At 74.3% G+C, this 20,924-nt stretch carries 17 protein-coding genes; 10 read left to right on the plus strand and 7 right to left on the minus strand.

Annotated elements, in window-relative coordinates; all coding sequences use genetic code 11:
* Positions 1 to 6: 6 nt before the first annotated feature.
* A complete protein-coding gene (locus ACFP2E_RS13700; RefSeq protein WP_378524039.1) occupies positions 7 to 1,488 on the plus strand; it encodes a threonine/serine exporter ThrE family protein in 1,482 nt (493 codons plus the stop codon).
* A 3-nt stretch (positions 1,489 to 1,491) separates the two neighbouring features.
* Here ACFP2E_RS13700 and ACFP2E_RS13705 read toward each other — a convergent pair whose 3' ends face one another.
* The 3 genes from ACFP2E_RS13705 to ACFP2E_RS13715 all read right to left on the minus strand — a co-directional run bounded on the left by ACFP2E_RS13705 (position 1,492) and on the right by ACFP2E_RS13715 (position 4,481).
* A complete protein-coding gene (locus ACFP2E_RS13705) occupies positions 1,492 to 2,019 on the minus strand; it encodes a DUF402 domain-containing protein (RefSeq protein WP_378524041.1) in 528 nt (175 codons plus the stop codon).
* 72 nt (positions 2,020 to 2,091) lie between these two features.
* Complete coding sequence (locus ACFP2E_RS13710; protein WP_378524042.1) at positions 2,092 to 2,943, minus strand: SDR family NAD(P)-dependent oxidoreductase; 852 nt, start codon at positions 2,941 to 2,943, stop codon at positions 2,092 to 2,094.
* The gene (locus ACFP2E_RS13715; RefSeq protein WP_378524043.1) at positions 2,940 to 4,481 is read right to left on the minus strand and encodes a flavin-containing monooxygenase; all 1,542 of its coding nucleotides are present in this window, start codon (positions 4,479 to 4,481) and stop codon (positions 2,940 to 2,942) included. Before ACFP2E_RS13715 ends, ACFP2E_RS13710 begins: the two co-directional genes overlap by 4 nt.
* A gap of 50 nt (positions 4,482 to 4,531) precedes the next feature.
* Between ACFP2E_RS13715 and ACFP2E_RS13720 the strand changes: the two genes are divergently transcribed.
* From ACFP2E_RS13720 to ACFP2E_RS13750, 7 genes are all read left to right on the plus strand, one after another.
* Complete coding sequence (locus ACFP2E_RS13720) at positions 4,532 to 5,122, plus strand: TetR/AcrR family transcriptional regulator (protein ID WP_378524044.1); 591 nt, start codon at positions 4,532 to 4,534, stop codon at positions 5,120 to 5,122.
* A gap of 159 nt (positions 5,123 to 5,281) precedes the next feature.
* Positions 5,282 to 5,959: a DUF3558 family protein gene (locus ACFP2E_RS13725; protein ID WP_378524045.1), complete on the plus strand. Its 678-nt coding sequence runs from the start codon at positions 5,282 to 5,284 to the stop codon at positions 5,957 to 5,959.
* Between the two features lie 135 nt (positions 5,960 to 6,094).
* Positions 6,095 to 9,955, plus strand: a complete 3,861-nt coding sequence (hrpA, locus tag ACFP2E_RS13730) for an ATP-dependent RNA helicase HrpA (RefSeq protein WP_378524046.1) — start codon at positions 6,095 to 6,097, stop codon at positions 9,953 to 9,955.
* Between the two features lie 22 nt (positions 9,956 to 9,977).
* Entirely contained in the window at positions 9,978 to 10,574 is a 597-nt protein-coding gene (locus ACFP2E_RS13735; protein WP_378524047.1) for a hypothetical protein, read from the plus strand.
* 300 nt (positions 10,575 to 10,874) lie between these two features.
* Positions 10,875 to 11,363, plus strand: coding sequence for a type II toxin-antitoxin system PemK/MazF family toxin (locus tag ACFP2E_RS13740; protein WP_378524048.1), 489 nt, complete (start codon positions 10,875 to 10,877; stop codon positions 11,361 to 11,363).
* Positions 11,364 to 11,393: 30 nt separating this feature from the next.
* A complete protein-coding gene (locus ACFP2E_RS13745) occupies positions 11,394 to 12,668 on the plus strand; it encodes a hypothetical protein (RefSeq protein WP_378524049.1) in 1,275 nt (424 codons plus the stop codon).
* A gap of 7 nt (positions 12,669 to 12,675) precedes the next feature.
* Positions 12,676 to 14,073: a flavin monoamine oxidase family protein gene (locus tag ACFP2E_RS13750; RefSeq protein WP_378524050.1), complete on the plus strand. Its 1,398-nt coding sequence runs from the start codon at positions 12,676 to 12,678 to the stop codon at positions 14,071 to 14,073.
* Positions 14,074 to 14,169: 96 nt separating this feature from the next.
* Here ACFP2E_RS13750 and ACFP2E_RS13755 read toward each other — a convergent pair whose 3' ends face one another.
* Positions 14,170 to 15,012 carry a hypothetical protein gene (locus tag ACFP2E_RS13755; protein ID WP_378524051.1) on the minus strand — a complete coding sequence of 281 codons (843 nt, stop codon included), beginning with the start codon at positions 15,010 to 15,012 and terminating at the stop codon, positions 14,170 to 14,172.
* A 192-nt stretch (positions 15,013 to 15,204) separates the two neighbouring features.
* Here ACFP2E_RS13755 and ACFP2E_RS13760 point away from each other — a divergent pair, with 192 nt between their 5' ends.
* Positions 15,205 to 16,611 carry an ABC transporter substrate-binding protein gene (locus tag ACFP2E_RS13760; protein ID WP_378524052.1) on the plus strand — a complete coding sequence of 469 codons (1,407 nt, stop codon included), beginning with the start codon at positions 15,205 to 15,207 and terminating at the stop codon, positions 16,609 to 16,611.
* Between the two features lie 9 nt (positions 16,612 to 16,620).
* Here ACFP2E_RS13760 and ACFP2E_RS13765 read toward each other — a convergent pair whose 3' ends face one another.
* Entirely contained in the window at positions 16,621 to 17,838 is a 1,218-nt protein-coding gene (locus tag ACFP2E_RS13765; RefSeq protein WP_378524182.1) for a ribonuclease D, read from the minus strand.
* A gap of 122 nt (positions 17,839 to 17,960) precedes the next feature.
* A complete protein-coding gene (locus tag ACFP2E_RS13770; RefSeq protein ID WP_378524053.1) occupies positions 17,961 to 18,599 on the minus strand; it encodes a DUF3000 domain-containing protein in 639 nt (212 codons plus the stop codon).
* Between the two features lie 71 nt (positions 18,600 to 18,670).
* Here ACFP2E_RS13770 and hemE point away from each other — a divergent pair, with 71 nt between their 5' ends.
* Positions 18,671 to 19,780, plus strand: a complete 1,110-nt coding sequence (gene hemE, locus ACFP2E_RS13775; protein WP_378524054.1) for a uroporphyrinogen decarboxylase — start codon at positions 18,671 to 18,673, stop codon at positions 19,778 to 19,780.
* Positions 19,781 to 19,945: 165 nt separating this feature from the next.
* Here the strand turns inward: hemE and ACFP2E_RS13780 are convergent, their stop codons facing one another.
* Positions 19,946 to 20,884 (minus strand): LysR family transcriptional regulator, encoded by a 939-nt coding sequence (locus tag ACFP2E_RS13780; protein ID WP_378524055.1) that lies wholly within the window; start codon positions 20,882 to 20,884, stop codon positions 19,946 to 19,948.
* Between the last annotated feature and the right edge of the window lie 40 nt (positions 20,885 to 20,924).

The raw sequence follows: 20,924 nt of genomic DNA on the forward strand, positions 1-20,924 counted from the left end.
GTCGACATGCTCGACGCTCGTTCACTCAACCTGACACTGGACTTCTGTCTCAGGGTGGGCGAGCTGCTGTTGTCCTCGGGTGCCGGTGCCGCGGACGTCACGGCCACCATGCGGACCCTGGCCTGGCACTTCGGGGTGCGCCACCCCGACATCGACGTCACCTTCACCTCGCTGGCCATGACCTACCAGTCGAGCCCGGAGGAGCCCCCGCTCATCCAGATCCGCCAGGTCAAGCAGCGCGACATCGACTACGAGGACCTCACCTCGGTCGACCACCTCGTCCGCGACGTGCTGGCCGACCGGGTCGACCTCCTCGAGGCGCGCAGCACGCTCGCGAGGATCGTCTCCTCCGGCCACCTCACGCCGCGCTGGGCCGTCAGCCTCGCCTGGGGCGTCATGTGCGGCGGCGTCGGCCTGATGCTCGGTGGCGGCCCGCTCGTGATCGCGGTGGCCTTCACCGCCGCCGTCTGCATCGACCGGTCCCAGCTGGTCATGCAGCGGCGCCGGATCCCGTACTTCTACCAGCAGGTCGCGGGCGGCGGCATCGCGACGCTGCTGGCGCTGGCCGTGGCGGCGACGCCGCTCGACGTCGACACCTCGCTGGTCATCACCGCGAACATCATCATGCTGCTGGCCGGGATCGGCTTCATGGGCGCGCTGCAGGACGCCCTGTCCGGCTTCTACGTCACGGCGGGCGCCCGGCTCACCGAGGCGCTGCTGGCCACGGCCGGCATCATCGCCGGCGTCAGCGGCGGACTGACCATCGCCACCGCGGCCAACCTCGAGATCGACCGGATCGACCCGGGCATCGGCAGCTGGACCAGCGTCGCCGTGCTGGCGGGGGGCGGCGCCATCGCGGCCGGGGCGTTCGCCGTCGCGTCGTACGCCCCGAAGCGGATCATCCTGCCCATCGCGCTCATCGCCGCGCTGGCGATGCTGATCTCGCAGTCCTTCGTGGTGCAGGGCTTCGGCCGCGCCTGGCCGGTGGCGCTGGCCGCCTTCTTCGTCGGTCTCGTGAGCTACACCGTCGCCGGCCGGCTCAAGGTGCCGCCGCTGGTCGTGGTCGTCTCCGCCGTGGTGCCGATGCTGCCCGGTCTGTCGATCTACCGAGGCCTGGCGCTGCTCGCCGAGGGGGACCAGTCCACCTCGCAGGGCCTGCTCGCGATGGTCACCGCCGCGTCGGTCGCGATCGCGCTGGCGTCCGGCGTCATCCTCGGCGAGTACGTCGCCCAGCCGCTGCGTCGCGAGGCCGCGAAGCTCGAGAGCCGACTGGCCGGGCCCCGCCTCGTCGGTCCTCCGGCGCGCACGGGCCGCGCCGCTCGCGAGGAGCGGGCGGCCGCCCGCCGCGAGCGGGCCACCGCGCGCCGGCAGCAGCGCACGGACGAGCGGACCCAGAAGGCCCAGGAGCGCACCGAGCGGGAGCAGGCAGAGCAGGAGGCCCGGCGGGCCCGCAAGGAGCAGCGCGAGGCCGCCCGCGGCCGCCGCTGAGGCTCACTGGCCCACGAGGGCCCGCAGCTGGCGCAGCCAGGCGCGGTGCGTGCGGCCGTCGTACGGCGCGACGGCGTGCTCGAGCGCGTCGCGCACCCGGTCGCAGGAGTCGAGGGCCGCACGGACCACCTCGTCCGGGTAGCCGAACCGGGTCCGGTGGTCGGCGAACTCGTCCTCGTCGTCGACCCACACCCGGCCGGTGGCGCCGCGCACCACGTCGAGGTCGAGGTCGACCGCGCGCAGCACGTTCCCGTCCCACACCGGAGGCGTGGTCATGTCGACGTAGACCTCCACCGGCCCGCCGTCGGCGTGGAAGGTAGCCATCCAGTGGTGGCCGGCGGGGGCGAGCATGACCTGGTCGACCGGGGCGACGTACTCGGCGCCCGGTCGCGAGAAGTGGCTGCCGCCGGCGATGCCGACCCAGTCGCCCTGCGCGTCGCTGCCCAGCAGGACCCCGCCGAACTCCCAGTGCGGCCGGTCGCCCCACTTGCTCATGACGACGCGGACCGCGGAGCCGGGAGCGGGGGTCACGCCGACGTTCTACCACCCCCACGCCGACCCGCCCGAAACTTTCGGGCGGGTCAGGGCTGAGTTTCGGGCGGGTCAGCGGCGGGACATCAGCCGCCGGCTGATCCGGGCCGCCACCTCCTGGTAGCGCGACCCGAGCAGCTTCGCGGCCTGGTGGATGAGGTGCGCGTCGAGCCCGACGAGCACCCGGGCCTTCCCGGCGAGCATGCCGTCGACGATGATCTCGGCGGCCCGCTCGGGGGACATCGACGCCAGCTTCTTGTCGAACAGCGCCGCGGTGGCCGCCTTGTCCTCGCCGGCTGTGACGCGGCAGTTGCGGGCGATTGCGGTCTTGATCCCGCCGGGGTGGACCACGGTCACGCCGACGGGGAGCCGGTCGACGAGCATCTCCTCGCGCAGCGCCTCGCTGAAGCCGCGCACGGCGTACTTGGTGGCGTTGTAGGCGCTCTGGCCCGGGATGCTGATCAGGCCGAACAGGCTGGAGATGTTGACGACGTGGCCCTCGCCCGAGGCGACGAGGTGCGGCAGGAACTCCTTGGTGCCGTGGACGACGCCCCAGAAGTTGATGCCGACGATCCACTCGAAGTCGTCGTACTCGATCTCGCGGAACGGGCCCGCGAGCGCGACGCCGGCGTTGTTGACCACGACGTTGACCCGGCCGAAGTGGTCGACGACCTCCTGCGCGTACGCCGCCACCGCGGCGCGGTCGGCCACGTCGAGCCGGTCGGCGCGCACCTCGCGGGCGCCGGCGTTCTTGGCGAGGTCGACGGTCTCGGCCAGGCCGTCCTCGTCCACGTCGGAGACCGCGAGCAGGGCGCCGCGGGCGGCGACGTGGAGGGCGATCGCCCGGCCGATGCCCGAGCCGGCGCCGGTGACGACGACGACCCGGTCCTCGAGGGCGGTCACGCCCGGGTGGCGGCGGCTCACGCCGGGACCCCGGCCGGCTCGCCGGCCTGTTCGTCCGCGGTCACCGGGGCCGCGACGTCGTACGCGGCCACGTCGAACTCCGCGAGCTGGCGCCGGAAGGTGAAGGTGGTGCGCGGCCACAGCGTGGTGTTGCGGCCGTGCTCGTCGAGGTACCAGCTCGAGCAGCCGCCGGTCTGCCACACGGTGCGCTGCATGCGGCGCTGGAGGTCGTCGTTCCAGGCGGCCTGGGTGCGGGCGCTGGGCTCGATCGCGCCGTACCGGTGCAGCCGCATGGTGCGGACGGCGTCGCGGAGGTAGGCGACCTGCGACTCGATCATGAACACCATGCTCGAGTGTCCCAGCCCGGTGTTGGGGCCGGCCAGGATGAACAGGTTGGGGAAGCCGTGGACGGTGGTGCCCTTGTAGGCGCTCATCCCGACCTCCCGCCAGGTCTCGGCCAGGCTCCGGCCGTCGCGGCCGCGGATCTTCTCGGCGATCGGCAGGTCGGTGGTGTGGAAGCCGGTCGCGACCACGAGCACGTCGATCGGCCGCTCGGTGCCGTCGGCGGTGACGACGGCGTTGCCGGTGACCTTGGTGATCCGGTCGGTGACGAGGTCGACATTGTCGGCGTCGAGGGCGGGGTAGTACGTGTTCGAGATCAGGATCCGCTTGCAGCCGATCTCGAACGACGGGGTCACCTTCTCCCGCAGCTCGGGGTCGGAGATGCCCTTGCGGATGTTGGCCAGCGCCATCTTCTTGGCGGGCGTGGCGATCCGGGCGTCGACCGTGAAGGCCGGCACGTAGGTCTCCCGGCCCCAGTAGATCGCCGTGCGGGCGAGCCGCTGCAGCGCCGGGAGGTGGCGGAAGGCGAGCCGCTCGACGCGGGTGTAGCGGCGGTCGTTGCGCGGGATCACCCAGGGCGCGGTGCGCTGGTAGACGTCGAGGTGGCCGACGACCTTCTGCAGCTCCGGGACGATCTGGATCGCGGAGGCGCCGGTGCCGATGACGGCGACCCGCTTGCCGGTGAGGTCGACGTCGTGGTTCCACTGCGCCGAGTGGAAGACCTCGCCCTGGAAGTCGTCGATGCCGTCGATGTCGGGCAGCCGCGGCTCGGAGAGGCCGCCGGCGCCGCTGACGAGCGTCGTGGAGGTGACGGTCTGCTCGCCGTCGGGGCCGGAGAGGCGGACCACCCACCGCTGCGCGGCGTCGTCCCAGGCGGCCTGCTCGACGCCGGTGCCGAAGACGAACCGGTCGAGGACGCCGGACTCACGGGCGACCCGGCGCAGGTACTCCTGGATCTCCGGCTGGGGCGAGAAGGACATGCTCCAGTCGGGGTTGGGCGCGAACGAGAACGAGTAGAGCTGGCTGGGCACGTCGCAGGCGGCGCCCGGGTAGGTGTTGTCGCGCCAGGTGCCACCGACCTCGGGTCCGCGCTCGACGACGAGGAAGTCGCGCTCGCCGTCCTCGTCGAGCTTGATCGCGGTGCAGAGCCCGGCGAAGCCCGCGCCGATGACGAGGTGGCGGACGTGTCGGGGGAGGGTGCTGCCCGAGGGGGTCATGCCCGCGACGGTAGTGGCGCTATTGAATTGGTGTCAATAAGATCGGGCGTGTGACGACGACCAGGAACCGGCTCACCCCGGAGCAGCGCCGGACCCAGCTGCTCGACCTCGGGGTCAGCCTGCTGTCGACCCGCTCGCTGGACGACCTCACCATCGACCTGCTGGCCGAGGAGGCCGGCATCTCGCGCGGGCTGCTCTACCACTACTTCGGCAACAAGCAGGACTTCCGCGAGGCCGTCGTGCGCCGGGCGGTCGACGACCTGGTCGCGCAGACCGCCCCGCCCCAGGGCGGCGACCCGGGGTCGCGGCTGCTCGCCTCGATGACGGCGTACGTCGACTACGTCGAGCAGAACTTCGCCGGCTACTCCTCGATCGTGCGGGGCGCCGCCGGCGGCAACGAGACCCTCCGCCGGCTCTACGAGGAGGCCCGGACGGCGCTCACCGACCGGATCTTCACCGAGGGAGCCCAGGGCGAGATCGTGCCCGACACCCCCGCCGCCCGGTTGATGGTGTGGGCCTGGGCGGCGATGGTCGAGGACCTGGTGCTGACCTGGGTCCCAGACCCCGCCGGCGTCACCCGCGAGCAGCTCGTCGGCGCGATGGCGGCCTCCCTCCCCGCCCTCGTCACCATCCTCCACTGACGTCCCCCACGACGAGCTGCCACCAGTTCCCTTCCACACCCCGCCGAGCTGCCAGCAGTTCCCCGCCAGATCCCAGCGACCTGCCACCAGTTCCCCTTTGTGGGGCTTGGGGACCACCCGCAGGGGTCACGGGTTGGAGCCGCGTGGAACCATCCAGCGGTGCGCGCTGCTCTTGCCCTTCCCCTCGTCTCGTTCGTGCTGCTGGCCGGCTGTTCCCCGACCGCCGACGACGGGCCGGAGTCCGTCCCCGCCGCCGACCCGACCAGCACTGCGACGCCGGCGGACACCATGACGGAGCCAGCGATCGAGGGAGCGGACCCCTGTGACCTGCTCTCGGAGCAGGAGGCGGCGACGCTCGCCGGTGCCCCCGTGGACCGGCCCAGCCCCGGAACAACCGGTGGCATGCCCAACTGCCAGTGGCTCACCGGGGACGGGGTCTTCGTCCAGACGGTCGCCGTACCTGCCCCGGTCTGGGCTCAGTCGCTGCCGGAGATCCTCCGCCTCGTCGAGGCCTCGGGCCTGGCCGGGGACGGCGAGGACCTGGAGAAGTTCAGGGCCGGCGCCGAGCTCGTCGAGGGCGGCGAGGACCTCGACCCCGACGCCGCCTGCTCGCTGTTCTCGACGATGCTCGAGCTGCAGGGCCGGCCCGAGGGCTCGTCCACCATCGTGACCGTGGTTCCCGACCCCGGCTCGCCCCAGGCGGTCACGGCGCAGGCGTGCAGCCGCGGCAGGTTCACCTCGGTGCTGGTCGGGGACGCGACGGGCCTGCAAGGAGCGCTGCCCGACTCGCAGGTCGCGCGAACCCTGACCGAGGTCCACCGCCGGCACCTCGGCTAGGCCGAGGGGGCGGGCAACTGGTGGCAGCTCGGCGCCGTTCCCGGGGGAACTGGTGGCAGCTCGGTGGGGATCCCGGGTGAACTGGTGGCAGCTCGCGGGAAACGGGGTGGGGCTGCCGACCAGCCGTGGGGAAGAATGGCCCGCGTTGTGCAGATCTCCTACCCGCCCGAGCTCCCGGTCACCCAGCGCCGCGACGACATCGCCGCCGCCATCCGTGACCACCAGGTCGTCATCGTCGCCGGCGAGACCGGCTCCGGGAAGACGACCCAGCTGCCGAAGATCTGCCTCGAGCTCGGCCGGGGCAAGGACCGGCTGATCGGCCACACCCAGCCCCGCCGGATCGCGGCGCGCAGCGTCGCCGAGCGGATCGCCGAGGAGATGGGCAGCAGCCTCGGGGACCTGGTCGGCTACCAGGTCCGGTTCACCGACCGCACGTCCAAGGCCAGCCGGCTCAAGCTGATGACCGACGGCATCCTGCTGGCGGAGCTGCAGCGCGACCGGCAGCTGCGGAAGTACGACACGATCATCATCGACGAGGCCCACGAGCGGAGCCTCAACATCGACTTCCTCCTCGGCTACCTCAAGCGGTTGCTGCCGCGTCGGCCCGACCTGAAGCTGATCATCACCTCGGCGACCATCGACCCCGAACGGTTCGCGCGCCACTTCGCCGACCGCCGCGGCAAGCCGGCGCCGATCATCGAGGTCTCCGGCCGCACCTACCCGGTCGAGGTCCGCTACCGGCCGCTCATGCTCGAGGGGGACGGCGACTCCCTCGACGACGAGGGCGAGACCGTCGTCCGCGACCAGACCGAGGCGATCGTCGACGCCGTCAAGGAGCTCTCGGCCGAGGGGCCGGGCGACATCCTGGTCTTCCTCCCCGGCGAGCGGGAGATCCGCGACACCGCCGAGGCGCTCACCGACGCGCTCGGCCTCGACCGGGGCGACCGGCGCGGGTCCCACGTCGAGGTGGTGCCGCTCTACTCGCGGCTCTCCGCCGCCGAGCAGCACCGCGTCTTCCAGCCCCACACCGGCAGGCGCGTCGTGCTCGCCACCAACGTCGCCGAGACGTCGCTGACCGTCCCCGGCATCCGGTACGTCGTCGACACCGGCGTCGCGCGGATCTCGCGCTACTCGGTGCGCACGAAGGTGCAGCGGCTCCCCATCGAGCCGATCAGCCAGGCCTCCGCCAACCAGCGCTCCGGCCGCTGCGGCCGCGTCGAGGCCGGCATCGCGATCCGGCTCTACTCCGAGGAGGACTTCGAGGGCCGGCCGGAGTTCACCGACCCGGAGATCCTGCGGACCAACCTCGCCAGCGTCATCCTGCAGATGACCTCGCTGGGGCTGGGCGACATCGGCCGGTTCCCGTTCGTGGAGCCGCCCGACAAGCGCAACGTGACCGCCGGCGCGCAGCTCCTCGACGAGCTCGGCGCCATCCGCGAGGAGGACGGCAAGCCCGGGAAGACCCGCCTCACCCGGGTCGGCAGGCGGCTCGCGCGGCTGCCCATCGACCCGCGGCTGGCCCGGATGGTGCTCGAGGCCGAGCGGCTCGGCTGCGTCCGCGAGGTGGTCGTCATCGCCGCCGCGCTCTCGCTGCAGGACCCCCGCGAGCGGCCCGCCGAGCAGCAGGCCCAGGCCGACCAGCAGCACGCCCGCTTCAAGGACGAGTCCTCGGACTTCCTGACCTGGCTCAACCTGTGGCGCTACCTGCGCGAGCAGCAGCGCGAGCTCTCCGGCAGCGCCTTCCGCCGCATGTGCAAGCGGGAGTACCTCAACTACCTCCGCGTCCGCGAGTGGCAGGACTTCGAGTCCCAGCTCCGCCAGGTCTGCAAGGAGATGGACGTCCAGGTCGGCAGGCCGGCCGACCAGCCCGACGCCGACGGCATCCACCAGGCGCTGCTGTCCGGCCTGCTGTCCCACATCGGGATGCTGGAGGAGCGCGAGAAGGGCACCGGCGGCCAGGGCGCCGGCGGCGGCAAGGAGAAGCGGCGCGGCCCGCGCGAGTACCTCGGCGCCCGCGGCGCCCGGTTCGCGATCTTCCCCGGCAGCGTGCTGCACCGCCGCAACCCGCAGTTCCTCATGGCCGCCGAGCTCGTCGAGACCAGCCGGCTGTGGGCCCGCCAGAACGCCGCCATCAAGCCCGAGTGGGCCGAGCGGCTCGGCGGCCACCTGGTCAAGCGCAGCTACAGCGAGCCCCACTGGTCGAAGAAGCGGGCCGCGGTCATGGCCTACGAGCGGGTGACGCTGTACGGCGTACCGCTCGTCGCCGACCGGCTCGTCAGCTACGGCAAGGTCGACGCCGCGCTGGCCCGCGAGCTCTTCATCCGCCACGCTCTGGTGTACGGCGAGTGGCACAGCCGGCACCGCTTCCTCGCCGAGAACGCCCGGCTGCTCGAGGAGGCCGAGGAGCTCGAGCACCGTGCCCGGCGCCGCGACATCGTCGTCGACGAGCACACTCTCTTCGACTTCTACGACGCCCGGATCGGCGCCGAGGTCGTCAGCGGCGCCCACTTCGACCAGTGGTGGAAGCGGGAGCGGCAGAAGCGCCCGAACCTGCTGACCTTCGACCCGGCGATGCTCACCCACGACGGCGCCGAGGAGGTCCGCGAGGCCGACTACCCGCAGGAGTGGCGCTCGTCGGTGGCGGAGGGGCTGACCTTCCCGATCCGCTACCACTTCGAGCCGGGCTCGGCCGACGACGGCCTCACCATCGACGTGCCCGTCGCGACCCTCAACCGGGTCGAGGCCGACGACTTCTCGTGGAACGTCCCCGGCCTGCGCGAGGAGCTGGTCACCAGCCTGATCCGCAGCCTGCCGAAGAACCTCCGGGTCAGCTTCGTGCCGGCCCCCGACAAGGCCCGCGAGTTCCTCGCGGCCGTCCCGCCGGGGGAGGAGCCGCTCCTCGACGCCCTCGAGCGGTGGTGCCGCGCGACCACCGGCGTCGTGGTGCCGCGGGAGGCGTGGGACTGGTCCAAGGTCGCGGAGCACCTGCGGCCGACCTTCCGGGTCGTCGACGACTCGGGGAAGGAGCAGGCCCGCGGCAAGGACCTCGAGGCCCTCAAGGAGCCGCTGCGGCCGACCTTCGCGAAGGCGATGGCGGAGGTCGCCTCCGAGAGCGGCGTGACCCGCACCGGCGAGACCACCTGGGTGTTCGGCACGGTCGAGAAGTCCTTCATCCAGACCCGGGCCGGCCACGAGGTGCGCGGCTTCCCGGCGCTCGTCGACGAGGGCGCCACCGTCGGGCTGCAGGTCTTCGGCTCCGAGGACGAGGCCGAGGCCCGCCACCGCGACGGCGTCACCCGGCTGGTGCTGCTCGCGCTCGACCGCCGCGACGGCGGCACCCCGGTGAGGGCGGTGCTCGACTCCCTCGACAACACCCAGAAGCTGGCGCTCGCCGGGTCGCCGTACGGCTCGGTCGCCGAGCTGCTGGCCGACTGCCGCAAGGCCGTCGTGCGGGACACCGTCGACACCCGGCCGGTGGTCCGCGACGAGAAGGCGTACGACGCGGTGGTCGCCGCGGCCGCCGACGACCACGAGCTGCGGCTGCGGTCGGTGCTCGACGACGTGATGCGGGTGCTGGCGGCGTGGCGGCACACCGACAAGGCGCTCAGCGGCCGTGCCGACCTGCACACCCTGCCGGCGCTGACCGACATGCGCGCCCAGCTCGGCCGGCTGGTCCACCCCGGCTTCGTCGGCGAGGCCGGGACGGCCCAGCTGCGGCGCTACCCGGCGTACCTCGCTGCTCTCGACCACCGCCGCGAACGGCTCGAGGAGCAGGTGGCGCGCGACCGGCAGCTGATGGACCAGATCGGCGACCTCCAGGATGCGTGGCTCCACCAGGTCGCGGCGCTGCCCGAGGGTCGCCCGCCGGGCGCCCAGCTGCGCAAGGTGCGGTGGATGCTCGAGGAGTACCGCATCTCGCTGTGGGCCCAGCACCTCGGCACGGCGTACCCCGTGAGCGACCAGCGGATCCGCAAGGCGCTCGCGGCGGCCTCGTAGCCCGGGGTCGTAGCCTGAGGCGGTGAGCGACCGCCAGCACCACCGCCCGATGACGCCCGGCGGCGCCTTCTTCGAGGCGCTGGACGGCGGCGCCGACCCGGCCGTCGTCCGGGAGGCCGCCGACCGCGCGGCGACGCTGCTCGTCCGGGGCGCCCGCGAGGCGCAGGACGACGCGGTGGCCGACCGGCTGCTCCACCTCGCCGAGACCGAGGGAATCGAGACGATCGCCGAGGTGTGGTCGGGGTCGCCGGCGGACTCGCTGGCCGGCTGCCTGTGGCGGCTCTACCTGCTGCGCGCCTGGGTGTACGCCGACCCCGGCACCGTCGCGGCCGAGTTCGAGGCCGGCCGGGCCCGGGCGCAGGTGGCACGGGTGGTGGCGGGGGTCGCGGACCCGCCGGGCCCCGACGAGCTCAAGGCGATGGTCGACCAGGTGCTGCGCGGGATCGCGGGCGGCGACTTCGCCGACGTGCTGCTGCGGGCGGCGGCGTTCGCGCGGGTGGTCGCGACCGGCCGGGCCAGCCTCCACCACTCCAGCCACCGCGAGGTGACCCGGATGCTGGCGCTGGCCGAGCAGCTCGAGGCGGCCGGGCACGCCGAGCTCGACCACGGGCTCGCCTGACTGGTCCGGTCCGGTCCGATCTGGTCCGCACCGTCCGCTCCGCGGTGCGGGACGTCATACGTTCCGGTCGCTATAGGCACCGCTTCGTATGACGTTGCGCACGACTCGCCGGACGGGCTGGGGAGAGATTCCACGGGGCGACCAGCGCTCCCTTATGCTCGAACGAGTGCGCCGGGCCGCGGCAGCCCCGGGTCCCAAAATAAGCCGCTACGAGCGGCCACGCGCCGTGAGGCGCTCCCGGTCCGGCGCACTTCAGCTTCTCTCCGGCGGGCGGTCCCGCCCGCTCGTTAGGCTCCCCTCATGAGCCGGCTGCGACGTGCCCTGTCCCGCCTGATGCCGACCCACCACACCCAGCCGGTGGGGACGGTGCCCGACGCGGCCGCCGGCGCCGCCGGGACCGCCGGCGACGGCGTCTCCTACGCGCCCCGCGCGGACGGCCAGCCGGACCCGGGTGAGGTCGTGTGGGGCTGGGTGCCCTACGAGGACGACGCGACCCAGGGCAAGGACCGCCCGGTGCTGCTCCTCGGCCGGCGCGGCGACCGGTGGCTGGGGCTGATGCTCACCAGCCAGGACCACGACCACGACGCCGCCGACGAGGCCCGCCACGGCCGCTACTGGATGGACGTCGGCGCCGGCGCCTGGGACCGCGAGCGGCGCCCGAGCGAGGTCCGCCTCGACCGGCTCCTCGAGCTCGACCCGGCGTCGATCCGCCGGGAGGGCGCGGCGCTGCCGCGCGAGGTGTTCGACGCGGTGCTGGTCGAGGCCCGCCGGTTCCACGACCTCGGCTGACGCTCCGTCGACCAGAGAGGAGCGGGCACCGTGTGCGACACCTTCGTCCTCCCGACGCCGGCGGGCATGCTGCTGGCCAAGAACAGCGACCGCGACCCCAACGAGGCGCAGCTCTGGGAGTGGACCCCGGCCCGCGACCATGCGGTCGGGGCGGCCGAGGGCGACGCCGCGGCCCGCGCCGACCTCACCTTCGTCTCGCTGCCGCAGGTCGCCCGCACCCACGCGACGGTCGTCTCGCGCCCCTGGTGGATGTGGGGCGCCGAGACGGGCGCCAACGAGCACGGCGTCGCCATCGGCAACGAGGCGGTCTTCACCACCGAGCCGGTACGCCGCGAGCCGGGCCTGCTCGGGATGGACCTGCTCCGGCTGGCGCTGGAGCGGGCGACCGACGCGCGGGGCGCCGTCGAGGTGATCGTCGGGCTGCTGGAGGAGCACGGCCAGTCCGGCCCGTGCAGCATCGAGCACCCGCGGTTCAGCTACCACAACAGCTTCCTCGTCGCGGACCGCGACGGCGCCGTGGTGCTCGAGACCGCCGGTCGGCACTGGGCCGCGGAGGAGGTCACCGGTCGGGCCCGGAGCATCTCGAACGGCCTCACCATCGAGCCGTTCGCGGCCCGCTTCAGCGACCGGCTGCGCAGCCGCGTCGGCCGCTGCGCAGTCCGGCAGCGGCTCACCCAGCGCCGCGCCGACCGCGCCGGGGGAGCCCTCGACGCGATGGCGGTGCTGCGCGACAACGGCACCTCCGCCGGCCCGCAGTGGTCGCGGCTGACCGGCTCGATGGCCGGTCCCAACATGCACGGCGGCGGCCTGCTCGCCTCGTCCCAGACCGTCTCGTCGTGGGTCAGCGACCCGGTCAGCGGGCGGCACTGGTCCACGGGCGCCGCCGACCCCGCCCTCTCGCTGTTCGTGCCGCTCCGGGTCGACGAGCCGGTGGGCCAGGCCGACTACCCGACGGCCGGGGTCGCGAACACCGCCGACGACCGCTCCCGCTGGTGGCGGCACGAGCGGCTGCACCGGCTCGCCCTGCGCGACTGGGAGGCGGCCGAGTCGCTGCTGGCGCGCGAGCGCGACGACCGGCAGCGGCGCTGGCTCGCCGACCCGCCGGCCACGGTCGCGGCGCTGCGGACTGTCGACGAGGTCGAGGGCCGCTGGCTCGACCGGCTCCACGACCGCGCTCCCGGTTCGTGGGCGGACACCCGGCCGCGCTGGCTGCGGCGCCGCTGGGCGGCGTACGACCGCGCCGCCGGGCTCGACCCGGACCGGCCGCTCGGGGCCGCCGCACGGGTCCGGTCGATCACGGCATGATGCGAGGGTGACCTCCTCCACGACCCAGCCGGACCCGACCGACGTCCTCGTGGTGGGGGCGGGACTCGCCGGCCTGGCCACCGCCCGCCGCCTCGCCGCGGCGGGCCGCACGGTCCGGGTGCTCGAGGCGCGCGACCGCGTCGGCGGCCGCACCGAGGGCGGCCGGCTCGACGACGGCCAGTGGATCGAGCTGGGCGGCCAGTGGCTGGGCCCCGGCCAGGACCGGATGTACGAGCTGGTCGCCGAGCTCGGCCTGCGGACCGTGCCGACCTTCAACGACGGCGACGTCGTGTGGGAGATGGGCGGCCGGCCGGGACGGATGTCCGGCAGGCCGGGCGCGGTGCCCCGGCTCAACCCGTTCGGCCTCGCCGACCTGGCCCAGGGCGTCACCCGCTTCCACCGGCTCGCCCGCCGGGTCGACCTGCGCGAGCCGTGGCGCACCCCCGGCGCCGCGGCGCTCGACGGTCAGACGCTGCGGACGTGGGTGCGGCGCAACCTGCGCACGCCGCAGGGGCGGGGCTACTTCGAGCTCTACTGCGAGGCGGTGCTGGCCGCCGGGCTCGCCGACGTCTCGCTGCTGCACGCGCTCTTCTACACCGCCTCCGGCACCGACATGGACGTCCTGATGGGCACCGAGCAGGGCGCCCAGCAGGACCGCGTCGAGGGCGGGTCGGTGCTCGTCAGCGAGCGGCTCGCCGCGGCCCTCGGCGACCTGGGCGCGGACGTCGTGCTGCGGGCTCCCGTGCGGTCGATCGGCCAGAAGGACGGGACCGGGGGAGGCGTCACCGTCATCACCCGCGACGGCACGACGTACGCCGCCGGCCGCGTCGTGGTCGCCGTACCGCCCGCGCTCGCGGCCCGGATCGACTACGACCCGCTGCTGCCGGCCCGGCGCGACCAGCTCACCCAGAAGCTGCCGATGGGCAGCGTGCTGAAGCTGTACGCCGTCTACCCCGAGCCGTTCTGGCGCGAGGACGGCCTCAACGGCCAGGTCGGCTCCGACCGCGACCCGGTCAAGGTGGTCTTCGACAACACCCCGCCCGGGTACGACCGCGGCATCCTCATGGGCTTCATGGAGGCCGGCGCAGCGCGGGAGTGGTCGGCCCGCACCCCGGCCGAGCGCCGGGCCGCCTTCGTCGAGGCGCTGGTCCACAACTTCGGGCCGCGGGCGGCCGCGCCGCTGGAGTACCACGAGCGCGACTGGACGGCCGAGGAGTTCAGCCGCGGCTGCTACGGCGCCCACTTCGCGCCCGGCGTGTGGACCGGCTACGGGCAGGCGCTGCGCGAGCCGGTCGGTCGCGTCCACTGGGCCGGCACGGAGTACGCCGACCGCTGGAACGGCTACATGGAGGGCGCGGTCCGCTCCGGCGAGGCGACCGCCGACGAGGTGCTCGCCGCCGACTGACCCCTGTTCGCGCTGCGGGTCAGGCCCGACTCAGGCCCGACTCAGGCCCGGCTCAGGCCCGACTCAGGCCCGGCTCAGGCCCGGGTCAGGCCCGGGTCAGGCGAAGGTGTCGGCGATCCGGCGCACCGCCCGCGACGACGGACTCCAGCGGGCGGGATAGTCGGACGGAGTCGCCCGGATCTCCACGATCGAGAGCCACCGGCCGGTCCGGACGATGCCGAACCCGGTGGTCCGGCGACGGTCGCGGCTGCCCAGGACGGCCCGGTAGTGCGCACCGGTCGCGCGCACCTCGAGGTCGACGTCCTCCATCGGGCCGACGTCCGAGCGCCGCTGCAGCCGCTGCTCGCAGTCGTCGCGCCAGGCCGCCAGGACCTCGTGGGCACGCCAGGCCGACTTCGCGTCGGCGAACTCGGCCACCACCTGGCGGGTGCGCATGCCGCTCTCCTCGGGGCCGACGAAGACGCGGCGGACCGCGGTGACGGCGCCGATGTCGACCAGCGGCGTCTTCTGGCATGCACCGACCGGACGGGTCCGCTCCGGCCCGGTGGCCCGGACCTGCCAGCTGGCGCCACCGCCCAGCCGGGGCAGGGACTTGGCCGCGAGCAGGTGGTCGCCCGGGTCGGACGACCGGTCGGTGCGGGTCCGGGGCGCCGTCGGCGGTGCCATCTTCTGGTCCCGGTCCTTCTTCTCCGCGTCGGTGCGCGGGGTCGCCTGCGGGGTCGCCGCCCCCGAGGCCGGGGCCTCGGTGGCGGCCGAGGTGGGCGAGGGCGTGGGTGTGGGCGACTGGCTGGTGCGCCGGCCCTCGCCGGCGCGCTGGTCGCGGGCGCCGGCGTCGGAGCCGCAGCCGGCCAGCAGGCCGCTGAGGAGCCCCCCGACGAGCAGGGTGCTGAGCAGGAGTGCCGGACGCGGCGGCACCGCGGGCAGGGAAGACCGGGTCACCCTGCCAAGGCTAGGGACGGCGGGCCCCCGGAACGGCGTACGACACGGCCGAACCGAGGCCGACGTGGGTGACGCCACGCGCGAGGTGGCTCACGGGGCGCGCCTCGCGCGGCCCGCGGTCGCTAGGGTGTGAGCCCCGGATGCGAGGACGCCGGGTTCGGTCCGGCAATCGCGGGTGAGAGGGGAAGAGGCGTGTCACGAGGCCAGGGTGCCCGGGGGGCCCGCGGCGTGGTGCCCGCCCTGCTGACCGTTCCGCTCGCGCTGACGCTGGTCCTCACCGGCTGCACGTCCGACGCGGAGCCCGAGCCGGAGCCGACGCCCAGCCCGACCGCCACCGAGCCGACGGTTCCCGACGAGGAGACCGTCCTGTCCTTCGGGGCCTTCGGGGCCGAGGAGGAGCTCGGTGCCTACCGGGCGGTCGCGGAGACCTTCGACGCCCTCGACCCCGAGGTGGAGGTGCGGGTCCGCACCGCGCCCGACGCCGAAGCCCTGGCCCAGCAGCTGCGCAGCGGCTCGCTGCCCGACGTCTTCATGGTCTCCCGCCAGGAGCTCGCCTGGCTCCTCGAGGAGCAGCTGACGCTGCCCGTCGACACGCTGCTGGACGAGCGCGGCGTCGACTTCGGCGACGACTACTCCCGTGACGGGCTGGAGGCGTTCAGCGCCGCCGACCGGCTGCAGTGCATGCCCTACGGCCTGTCGCCGACGGTGATGTTCTACAACACCGACCTCGTCGACTTCGGGCGCATGGACGCGCGCGGGCTGCCGGTGCCGGGTGGCGAGGAGCCGCTCACCTGGAGCTACGAGGCGTTCACCGCCGCCGCCGGGTTCGCCAGCCGGCCGCGCGGCAACACCCGCGGCATCCACGTGGAGCCGACGCTCGACGGGATCGCGCCGTTCGTCTACACCGGTGGCGGCGAGCTGTACGACGACCCGGTCGCGCCGACCGCGACCGCGTTCTCCGACGGCGCCACCCGCGACGCGCTGGAGGCCACGCTGCCGGTGCTGCGCGACCCGCTGGTCACCCTCGACCAGAAGATGCTGCAGCGCCGCACCCCGCTGGAGTGGTTCGAGCGCGGAAAGCTGGCCATGATGCCCGGCACCCGCGACCTCGTGCCGCGGCTCCGCATGGTCCAGGGCCTCGACTTCGACGTGATCGCGATGCCCAGCCTCGAGGGCCGCGCGACGGTCGGCGACGTGACCGGGCTCTGCCTGTCCCGCGAGACCGAGGACGTGTCGGCCGCCGCCGACCTGCTGGTCCACCTGCTGTCGACGCCGTCGGTGCAGCGCGTGGTCGGCGCCGGCTACCTCGTGCCGGCCAACCAGGAGGTCGCCCTCTCCGACGACTTCTGGCAGCCGGGCCGGATGCCGCGCCACGCGCAGGTCTTCACCGCCAGCGTCCGCGACATGGTGCTGCCGCCGCTCGTCGACGAGCTGCCCGCGCTGGAGGCCGCCGTACGCCCCGGCATCGGGCGGCTGCTCAACGAGCCGGTGCTCGACGACCTCGAGGCGATCACCGAGCAGATCGACGAGGCGGCCCGCGCCGTGCTGGCGCCCGAGGACGCGGCCGACGGCACCGAGTCGCCCAGCCCGGCGGAGTAGCAGCCGCCGTCAGTCCGTGTCGGCGGGAGCCGCCTCGTCGGCCGCCAGCACCGCCTCGACGAGCAGCGGCGCGGTGAGGTCGACCTGCCAGGGCCGGGCGCCGTGGCCGGTGAGCAGGGTGCGGATGCCCTCGGAGAGCTTCTCCGGGTCGCGGCTGCGCGGCGGCGACCAGAGGGTACGACGCAGGAAGTCGGGGGTGAGGAGGTTCTCGGCCGGGACCTCGACCTCCTCCGACAGCCGGGTGATCGCCTCCCGGGCCAGCGTCAGCCGGCGAGCCGCGACCGGGTCCTTGTCGGCCCAGGCGCGCGGGGCCGGAGGGCCGTCACCGCGCGGCGCACGGGCGGGCAGGTCGCGCTCCGGGAGCTCGCGGGCCGCGGTCAGCGCCGCCAGCCAGCGGCTGGCGTAGCGCTCCGCGCCACGGCCGTGGAAGCCCTTGGTGCCGAGCAGGGCGGACCGGTCGGTGGGCATCGCCAGCGCGGCCGCGACGATCGCGGAGTCGGGGAGGATCCGGCCCGGGGTCACGTCGCGGCGCTCGGCGATGGCGTCGCGGGTCAGCCACAGCTCGCGGACCGCGGCCAGCCCGCGGCGGCCGCGGACGCGGTGCATCCCGGACGTGCGGCGCCAGGCGTCGACCCGAGGAGCGGGCTCGAAGGTGCGGGCGTAGTCGAACTCCTGGCGGGCCCACTCGGTCTTGCCGGCGGCCTCGAGCTCGGCCTCGAGCGCGTCGCGCAGCTCGACGAGCACCTCGACGTCGAGGGCGGCGTACTCGAGCCACGGCTCCGGCAGCGGCCGGGTCGACCAGTCGACCGCGGAGTGCTCCTTGGCGAGGTGGGAGCCGAGGAGGGTGCCGACCAGGGTGGCGAGGCCCACGCGCGGGTAGCCCAGCAGCCGGCCGGCGAGCTCGGTGTCGAACAGCGCGGCCGGGCGCAGGCCGAGCTCGGCGAGGCACGGCAGGTCCTGGCTGGCCGCGTGGAGGATCCACTCCTCGTCGCCGATCGCCTCCTGGAGCGGCGCGAGGTCGTCGAACCCGATCGGGTCGATCAGGAACAGCCCGGCGCCCTCGCGGCGCAGCTGCACGAGGTAGGCGCGGGAGGAGTAGCGGTAGCCCGAGGCCCGCTCGGCGTCGATGGCGATCGGTCCGGTGCCGGCGGCGACGGCGTCGCAGACGGCGCGCAGCCCGGCCTCGTCCGCCACCACCCTCGGCAGGCCGTCGCGCAGCGCGAGCAGCGGCGGCTCGGGGGCCGCCTTGTCGGGGGTCTCGTCGGGAGCCTCGGCGGGGCTGTCCGCCGCGGGAACCACCAGCTCGGGGTCCGGGTCGGACGCGTCGGCCCCGCTCGGTGCCACGGCCCTCATCGCCCCGAGCCGCGCTGGCCGCGCCGGCTCGGCATCGCGGTGACGCCCTCGGGGACCGGCGGCAGCCCGACGGCGGTGCAGAGCAGCTCCCCCCACGCCTCGACGTGCGGCGCGACGTCGAGCGGGGTGCCGGCGGCGGCGTCCGGGCGGGGACGCGGTGTCCAGGACGCACGGATCTCGACCTGGGCGGTGCCGCCCTCGTCGGCCATGCCGCCGAAGCTCTCGGTGGCGACCCGGGTGACGGTGCCGGAGGCGGCGGCGTACGCGGCACCGTGGCCGTCGAGCGCCTCGGTCAGCCACGACCAGCCGACGCCGGCCAGCAGCGGGTCGCTGATGAGGTCGAGGTCGACCTCGGCGCGGACGTAGGCGACGCAGCGGAACGTGCCGTCCCAGGCCTCGTTGCCGGCAGGGTCGTGCAGCAGGATGATCCGGCCGGTGCCGACGTCGGTCTCGTCGACGGTCACGTCGGCCGACAGGGCGGCGGCGTACGGCGCGATCCGCTGCGGCGCCGGCATCTCCTCGCAGAAGATCTCGGGGCGCAGCCGAGCCGCCTGCATGCTCTCGACCGCGGCCCGGAACTCGGGCGGCGTCGCGCCCGCACCCGTCCCGGGGTGCGTCTCCTGACGGACGACCATGCCTCAACAGTAGGTCGCGGGGCCACGCACGGATGTGCGAACACGCCGGGCGACCTGCGAGGCTTCGTCACATGACGACCGCGCCCGGCGCCGACAGCACAGCACAGCAGTCACAGCAGTCCCAGCAGAACCTCCAGCAGCACTCCGGGCCGCACCCGGGGCTCGCGGAGAGCGCGTTCCTCCGGGCCGCGCGCGGGGAGTCGGTGCCGCACACCCCGGTGTGGTTCATGCGCCAGGCGGGCCGGTCGCTGCCGGAGTACCTCGCGATCCGCGAGGGCGTCGCGATGCTCGACGCCTGCATGGACCCCGAGATGGTCGTCGAGATCACGATGCAGCCGGTGCGCCGGTACGGCGTCGACGCAGCGATCTTCTTCTCCGACATCGTGCTGCCGCTCAAGGCGGTCGGCGTCGATCTCGACATCAAGCCCGGCGTCGGCCCCGTCGTCGCCGACCCGGTGCGCACCCTCGCCGACGTCGAGGCGATCCCGGACCTGACCCCGGAGCACGTCTCCTACATCACCGAGGCGGTGCGCGGCCTGGTCGGCGAGCTCGGCGGAACCCCGCTGATCGGCTTCGCGGGCGCGCCGTTCACCGTGGCGTCGTACCTCGTCGAGGGCGGGCCGTCCAAGGAGCACGCCCGCACCAAGGCGATGATGTTCGGCGCCCCCGACGTGTGGGACGCGCTGATGCGCAAGATCGCCGGCATCGCCGCGGCGTACCTCGAGGTGCAGGTCGCCGCCGGTGCCTCGGCCGTGCAGCTCTTCGACTCGTGGGCCGGCGCGCTCACCCCGCAGGACTACCGCGAGCTCGTGATGCCGTACTCAGCCGCCGTGCTCGAGCGGGCCGGGACGCTCGGCGTGCCGCGCATCCACTTCGGCGTCGGCACCTCCAACCTGCTCCCGCTCATGGGCGAGGCCGGCGCCGACGTGGTCGGCGTCGACTGGCGCACCCCGCTCGCCTCCGCGATCCCGCAGGTCGGCGACCGGGCGGTGCAGGGCAACCTCGACCCGACCCTGGTCTTCGCGCCCGCCGAGGTGATGACCGCCCGCGCCGCCGAGGTCATCGAGGCCGGCAAGGCCGCCCGCGGCCACATCTTCAACCTCGGCCACGGCGTCATCCCCAGCACCGACCCCGACCAGCTCAAGCGGCTGACCGAGTTCGTCCAGTCCTACCCGCGCTGACGGGGACGTAGCGATCCCCGGATATCCGGGGATCGCTCCGCTTCTCGGCCACCGGAGTGCCCGAGAAGCGCCGGGAGTGCCCGAGCGCTGGGGCCGGTGTGGCTCCCGGGACGCGCGACGAGGCCGCCAGGACGGTTCCGGCCGCCGTGCGGTACGCCGCCCGGCTCAGGCGGTCCGCGGACCCACCCGTCCCTTGAGCTCGCGCGCCCGGGCGAGCAGCCGTCCCCGCAGCTCGCCCGCCTGCGCGGAGAGCCGGTCGGGCTGCCGGTGCCGCAGCACCAGCCGGATCACGCTGGGCCGGAGCGACGAGGGGTCCTCGGCCAGTGGTCGGTGGGTGATCAGCCCGGCCGACTCCCACGGGTCGCCGGTGATGCTGAACGTCGGCAGCAGGGTCACGCCCAGCCCTTCGGCCACCATCACCTTGCCCATCTCCGCGCCGTCCGTGCTGTGACAGGTCGCGGGCAACCGGCTCCCGAAGACCCGCTGGGCCAGGTCGTGCATCAGGTAGCCGGGCCGCATCATCACGAACTGCTCGCGACGCAGCTGGTCGACGGTCACCTCGTCCTGCGCGGCCAGCGGGTGCTCCGCCGGGAGCACCACGACCGGTCGGCCGTGGGCGAGCGTGGAGTCGACCAGGCCGAGCGGCGGCTCGTCGGCGCCCAGCACCGTGACGAGGCCGAGGTCCAGGGAGCCGTCCCCGAGGCCGAGGTCGATCTCGGCCTGCTGCACGTGCACCACCTCCACGCTCGCGCCGGGGGAGGAGCCCTGGAAGGCGGACACCGCGGGCACCAGCAGCGTCGAGGTGGCGGCGTTCACGGTGCCGACGCGGATGAGGCGGGCGGCGCGGCTGTGGTCGCCGGCCGCCTGCCGCAGCCGGTCGACGGCCTCGAGGACCTCGACGACGTGCGGCATGAGCTCCTGGCCCTGGCGGCTCGGACGGGCCCCGGAGCGGCGGCGGTCGAGCAGGGGCACGCCGAGCTCCCGCTCGAGCTTGCTCACCGCCTCGCTTAGCGCGGGCATCGAGAGGTGGAGCCGTTCGCTCGCGCGGCGCAGCGAGCCGAGCTGCATGACCGCGACGACGTACTCGAGCTGTTCGGTGCGCATGTGAGCCTCTTCCCCCGGGTGGTCGACCTTGGCAGCCGTT

Source organism: Nocardioides sp. GCM10027114, assembly GCF_042659625.1.
Lineage (GTDB): Bacteria > Actinomycetota > Actinomycetes > Propionibacteriales > Nocardioidaceae > Nocardioides.